The organism is Oleiphilus sp. HI0080 (genome assembly GCF_001635135.1).
The window spans coordinates 1-777 of the sequence record NZ_LWFU01000215.1 but is presented as its reverse complement, the minus strand read 5'-3'; the positions used below and the strand labels follow the sequence as shown (position 1 = coordinate 777).

The following is a 777-nucleotide window of genomic DNA, read 5'->3' as shown; positions in this document are numbered from 1 at the left end:
TTGATACCAATACACTTTCGGCATTGGCCTTTGGCCAGACTGTACTTGCAAAAGCATGCGCTGCAGCCAAAATCGATTTTGACGGTCATGAGGCCCACTCCGCAAAATACGATACTGAAAAAACAGCCGAACTTTTCTGCACGATCATCAATAAATGGAAAACCCTAGGCGGTTGGCCGATAACATACTAAGCGCAGCTAATGCAAAATAGATCATTCAGCCAGTAACAAAAAAGCCGAGCTAAACGCTCGGCTTTTTTGTCTTAACGCTAAGACTTATAAACCTTCAGCATTCTCTGAAAGGTACTTAGCAACACCGTCGGGAGAAGCATCCATCCCTTTGTCGCCTTTGTTCCAGCCTGCAGGGCATACTTCGCCATGCTCTTCGTGGAATTGAAGTGCATCAACCAAACGAATTAATTCATCCATATTACGACCTAATGGAAGGTCATTGACGATTTGCGAACGAACCATGCCTTCTTTGTCGATGAGAAATGCACCACGGAATGCTACACCACCCTCAGACTCCACATCGTATGCTTTACAAATGTCGTGATTCATATCCGCAGCTAGGGTGTAACGAACAGCACCAATACCGCCTTTATCAACAGGAGTGTTTCTCCATGCGTTGTGTGTAAAGTGGGAGTCGATAGAAACGCCGATTACTTCAACTCCACGCTCCTTAAAATCATCCATACGGTGATCAAGCGCGATCAACTCAGAAGGACAAACAAAAGTGAAGTCCAACGGGTAGAAGAAAACCAAACCGTACTTACCC

1 protein-coding gene and 1 pseudogene are annotated in these 777 nt (G+C 45.3%); one reads left to right on the top strand and one right to left on the bottom strand.

Features of this window, described 5'->3' with window-relative positions:
• A pseudogene (locus A3751_RS02380) lies at positions 1-191 on the top strand (exonuclease domain-containing protein); the annotation flags it as partial.
• A gap of 84 nt (positions 192-275) precedes the next feature.
• Here the strand turns inward: A3751_RS02380 and A3751_RS02375 are convergent.
• Positions 276-777 (bottom strand): peroxiredoxin (locus A3751_RS02375; RefSeq protein WP_068451672.1); only part of this gene is annotated, 502 nt, incomplete at its 5' end.